At 49.3% G+C, this 5331-nt stretch carries 2 protein-coding genes and 1 pseudogene; all 3 read right to left on the minus strand.

The genetic code is table 11. The features are described 5' to 3' along the window. Positions 1–354, minus strand: a pseudogene (locus MHH60_RS33055) (XkdQ/YqbQ family protein); the annotation flags it as partial. A gap of 14 nt (positions 355–368) precedes the next feature. Further along, positions 369–1019, minus strand: a complete 651-nt coding sequence (locus MHH60_RS33060) for a hypothetical protein (RefSeq protein WP_076138586.1) — start codon at positions 1017–1019, stop codon at positions 369–371. Between the two features lie 3 nt (positions 1020–1022). Then, positions 1023–5198: a hypothetical protein gene (locus MHH60_RS33065; protein ID WP_076138585.1), complete on the minus strand. Its 4176-nt coding sequence runs from the start codon at positions 5196–5198 to the stop codon at positions 1023–1025. Positions 5199–5331: the final 133 nt, after the last annotated feature.

The following is a 5331-nucleotide window of genomic DNA, read 5'->3' on the forward strand; positions in this document are numbered from 1 at the left end:
AAGCTCAGCACCGGCCTCACCCTTTAGGTATGGGCGTGTGCCTTTGTTCTTCGCTAAATACCAACTCATCTCCCGAACTTCAACCTCCCATTCATCCGTGAACTCATTTTGTTCATATTTGATGATGGGACCATGAAAGAATTGGTTCTTGTGATGAAGCACACCCACACCTTTTAATCGTTGTGAAAAGCACATCAGCATACCGGCTACTTTTAGATCAGTAGCACCACGGAGTCGAACAGTGGCACTACGTGCGATTTCATCTCGTGCTGAAGACCAGGAAAATTCAACAGCAGCATCCGTCAACAGTTGCCGATTACTCTCCTTTCCGTAAATGATCGCAAAGTTATCCATTTTAATCCCGCCTTTTATTTAACACTAGAGTTCTTATCCAAAATCCGCTCCTTTTGAGCCAGATAATCAAAATTTCCTTTAGCGTTAGCTGTGGACTTTTTCTCCTCATTTTTCTTCTTTTTTTCTTCCGCTTTCTTCAATTTTTCACTTTTCTTTGTCTCATTCTTCTTATCCGTTTTCCCGGTTGTATTAGGTCGACTTTTGGATGACTTGGTTATGATTACACCAGGCTTTAAGAGTTGCTTTGTATTGGAATACGAAACAATTTTAACTGGGTTGAACTCAACGAAATTAAATGTGATGTGTAAATTAGCTTGGCCATCTTTATAAGTGGCTTCGAAACTCTCAAACCACATTGTTTGCGAAAAGAGTGATTCAAAATTAATAACAACCGGTTTGAGCTTCCATTCCTCCATCAGCTTCCAAGCCTGCTCCGGGGATCGGTAAGCCACCGTCTCCTTGCCAGTTTCCCAAAGCTCTTGCCAGGCCCGCGGAAAAATGACTGAAAAAGAGACTCGCTTCAGCTTCGAAGTGAGTCTCTTACTTGTCTTCTCTTCACCTGTAATTACAACAAAGGAATCTATCTCATTGCTGCTAGTGATCTGTATCTCTGCCGGTGTAATTGGAAAGGCGAAGCGATTCTTATCACGTATCATGGTCAGCATGATTTATCCCCCACTTTCCAGAGCATTGTACAACTCTTCGCCGAAAACCTTGCGGAACAACGCTCTTCCCTGCGGGCTGGTCAGCATCTTAGCGAATTCAGCAAAGTTGGTAATTCCCTTGGCCAGTTCACCAAAATCGATGTTGATGTTCTCAATTACGATATCGCGGATCGCTGCAGGTGCCTGCGCTAATGTCTTCGCTACCGGGATACTGGAAGATCTCATACCTACCGCACCACCATCTGCGTAGGGACGAACACCAAGCAGGCTCCCCGCCTGTTCCCACAATGCTCTTCCTCGTTTACTCCGCTGCCGCGAAAGTGGAATGATCATCTCTGGACCAGCTTCGCCGACCAGTCCCATATGTGGAGCACTGATAAGTCCACCATCAGCGTACTTCTTCTTGCGCTTTTTTCGACGGCCAAAGAATCCAGAAATGCCATCATACATTTTCGTGGCCAACTTCTCACCGCCGATTGTTCCTAACAGCCCCCCGATTGCACCGCCAACGGCTGTTCCTACACCAGGCATGAGGAAGGTACCAAGCATTGCACCTGTTGCCGCGCCACCTAAGATCCCGCCTCCAATTCCACCAGCTACTTTAGCAGTCTGTCGCCCGCGCTTTCCTTTGCCAGCAAAGAGGATATCCCAAGCATCCATGGCGTAGCCAACAGGTCGAACCACTTTGCCAAGTAGTTTCGTACTTCTGGCAAAGGCTTTCATCTTGGCAGCCTGCCTACGCAATTGATGACCCGTTGAGCGTATCTTATAAGCATCAGTGAGGCTGCTCGCTTTACTCATGGCCTTGGTGTAACGCTTCAAACCTTGCTTCTTCACCATTTCAAGTGAGCCATGGATGCCTTCAGCATAGCCGGCTCCATAACCTATTCTGTCGTTATTATCATCGATGTAGGCTTTAGCCTTATAAGCTTGAGTTCGCAAAGGCTGTGCGCCAACAATGCCTCCATTTGCATACGCACGGACACCCAGCATCGCACCAGCTCGTTCCCACAGTTCCACCCCGCGCTGCCGGCGCCCTGCAGAGAGAGGAATAATAGCTTCCGGTCCCGCCTCACCGACCAAACCGATATGAGGTCGAGTAATAATATCGCCGTTTGCATATGCGGCACCACCACTGGATTTCAAAAGACTTGGTGTACCAAATGATTTCGTAGACCCTGCTCCAGTCAGGGTATTCAGAATACCCATAGCACCGATTGCTGTCGACTTAAGTTCTGGGAATTTACTCTGCATACCCTTGGAAATCCTTGTAATAATGGTACTGCCCCAGCTTTCACTCTGACTCGTAACCGTTTCTATCGATAGCAGTTGCTGCTTCGTCTCATCCGTCGCCGTCTTTACTGCAGTCCCGATCCCGAGCATACTCGCTCCCGCTGAACCAGCACCCTGAACAATTCTAGCAGTACTGGCTTTCGAGGTCACACCCAACTGCTGGGTCTGTCCAGCTGTTTTCTGTGCAACTACTCCAACAGCTTGCACATTTTGCTGAGCATTGCCCGATTCTGTGCTTTTCCACGCACCAACAAATGTATTCTTAATCTTATCGACTGTTTCTTTTACACCGCTCTCGTTAACAGCACTGGTCAATGCGGTCTTTAATCCATCTTTGGCGACATTGGCCCGGAAAGCGTTGAAGGTCTCCTGTAATTGTTTTTCTCGTTCCGGTGTCAAGTTCCCAAAGGTTACCTTGGATTCAGACGGAGGCTTAACCTCTGGCTTTTTCTCTTCTTTTTTACCGAAGCCGAGCCAACCACCTATTGAAGCTGCCGCATCCTTAATACCGCCAGCAGCCGAAACCACTCCATCAACAACGGACTTGGTAACCCCGCTCGAATCGGCTAGAGAACCCAATTTATCGCCGACCCATCCGCCCGCTGTTGCACCCAATACGGTTCCAAGCGGACCGGCGATAGATCCAACTATTCCTCCGACTACCCCTCCAGCCGTACCACCTAACATTGATCCGCCAGTCGAAGATATCCCTGCCCTTAAACCGTCTTCCTTCGAAGCTTGGTAGAGATCATATCCAGTAAGACCAACCCCGGCTACAGTTCCTAAAATACCGGCAGCTTTAAGAGCCTTCTTTCCACCTTTAAATAACCCCCTGATCCCCCTGCCGCCCGGTGCGTCAGGAATAACATCTGGGATCGGTGAGCCAGTTGGAAGCCTATTAGTGTTCCGGTAGGTTACACGGGCTGTGCGCCGTTGCCCAACATCTGGAGTATCAATATCAGGGAGGTTCGGTGTACTCGTCCTACGACGTGCAGAGAGAGATCCATTCGAGTTACGGCCACGTCGGGCATTTGCACCACCGCTCCCAGATCGTCCGCGTCGCCCCCGTCTCTGACCACCTCTATTATTTCTTCCACCGCCATTTTGCCCACCGAGCCCTCCAGCCTCGTTGAGATATACCACACTGGCATTTACAGTCATGGATGATAAAGAGTTCAGGCTGCCACCCAAACCTCCACTTGATCCACCCGTTGTACCACGTCGGAGTGTAAATCTACGACGGGTAGGAGTGCCTACTTCGTCGATTGGAGTTGTTGTTTGTCCTCTTCTCTGACCAATCCACTCTGTTGCTGTTTTTACACTTGTATAGCCCTTTTGGAGTAACTTCCCTCCTTTCACTGCTACTAACCCTCCAGCAACAACTCCTAAAGCACCATTTATTGTTGAAAAATGATCACTATAGATGCTAGTCACCTTACTTACGAAGCCGACTATCTTCGTACCCATATCCTGTATTTCGTCTTTATTTTCAGTAATAAGAGTATTGAATTCTTTCAGTACAGGTAGGACAGCCGTCGAAAGGTTTGCCCCCAAATCCTGCATCTGTTGATCAATCTCTGCACGGGTCTGAATGATACTGGTCATTGGGTTGGCATCTTGTTGAGCTTTGACCATCCTATCGGTAGTTCCTGCAATCTCTGCAGGAGCCGGCTGAAATGGAACCTGAAAGGTCTTCAGAATAGCATTCCCGTTGTCCTCTGCAGTAGCTGAGCCGAGCGAAACTAACGAAGCTTTCAACTGGCTCTGTGTTTGACTGGCCAGGTCCCCGACCAGAGCCATCAGAGCGCCCTTCGCCCGCTGCTCATCACCAGAATTTATATCACTGGTAAATGCCGCAGCTTGTTTCGCTGCATCGTTCTTACCCGCTCCGCGCAAAGTGAAGTACTTCTCCATATCACCCGAGTCGAGTGCTTTGACACCAAACGTCTCCTTAATGAAGTCCGCCGGCTTGTCAAAATTGAAAGCTCCCTCCTTGACGCTTTGGGTCAAGAAGTTGGCCATCTGCCCGGAGTTCGCTCCGGTATTTTTGAAATATCCGGAATACTCCCAGAATGTATCGAAGAGATCTTTCTGTGGATCGCCTACCTGGCTGTAGGCGTATGCCATACTGTCTGCAACAGAAGCGTAAGATTCTTTGAAGGTATTCGCGGATTGCGAGAGTCCTCTCCCAATTTCCTCAACACTAGCATCTGGAATAAGAAATTGGAGTTGTGCAGCCGAGGTCAACATGTCACCCGCCTGTGATTTATCCCGAACCATTGGTGCTAAATCTCCCAGCATTCCAGCTGCCTGAGCTTGCGAAGCCACAAGTCCTTTGGCATGCAGCTGATTACCTACTTGAAGAGCATTGATCCGGTCCTTTTCAGGTAGGACCGATGCACTGCGGGAGGCCTCGGAATAGTAGTCCATGACATTTCCGAATAAGGCGTCTTTGATTCCGCCGCCGATCAGAATTGCGCCAGCTGTTGCCGCCAAAGTGGTTAATCTTGAGGAAATTCCGTCAATGACTGGACTGACCCCATCTTGCGCTTGTATATGCACCCGCGAATCGCTCATACCGCGGATTTCAGCATCCGCACGAGATGCTGAGCGACGCAATTCATCTGCTCCTGATTGAGCGCGGCGAAAGATATCATCAACGTTTGCGCGTCCCAGTCGACGTACCTCATCTGATGCGTTACCGACCCGGCTCCCCAAATCATCCGCTGCGCTCCGGGAACGCCGAAGATCAGATACCAGGTTATTCCCCATCTGTCCTGCGGCACGCCTGAAGTCGAGCAAATCATCTGTGGCTCCACGGAGTGCTGTTCGTATATTCCGGACAGCACCGGAAATAAGGTCCTGCGCTTCGAACGGGACCGTCACTTTTGTTGTCGCTGCTATGGTTGTTCACCTCCATCCTGCCTATTTCTTGTTAGCCAGGCGTTTGGCTTCTTCTTCAGCAATCATCCCCGCGGCAAGACAGAAATAATACTGCCGCTGTTTATCCACCTCATAC

This window comes from Paenibacillus sp. FSL H7-0716, from assembly GCF_038002705.1.
Lineage (GTDB): Bacteria > Bacillota > Bacilli > Paenibacillales > Paenibacillaceae > Paenibacillus_AQ > Paenibacillus_AQ odorifer.

What these genes read in the sequence shown, in the direction of transcription:
- MHH60_RS33060 (WP_076138586.1), bottom strand. Translation starts at nt 1,019, where the DNA reads ATGCTGACCATGATACGTGATAAGAATCGCTTCGCCTTTCCAATTACA.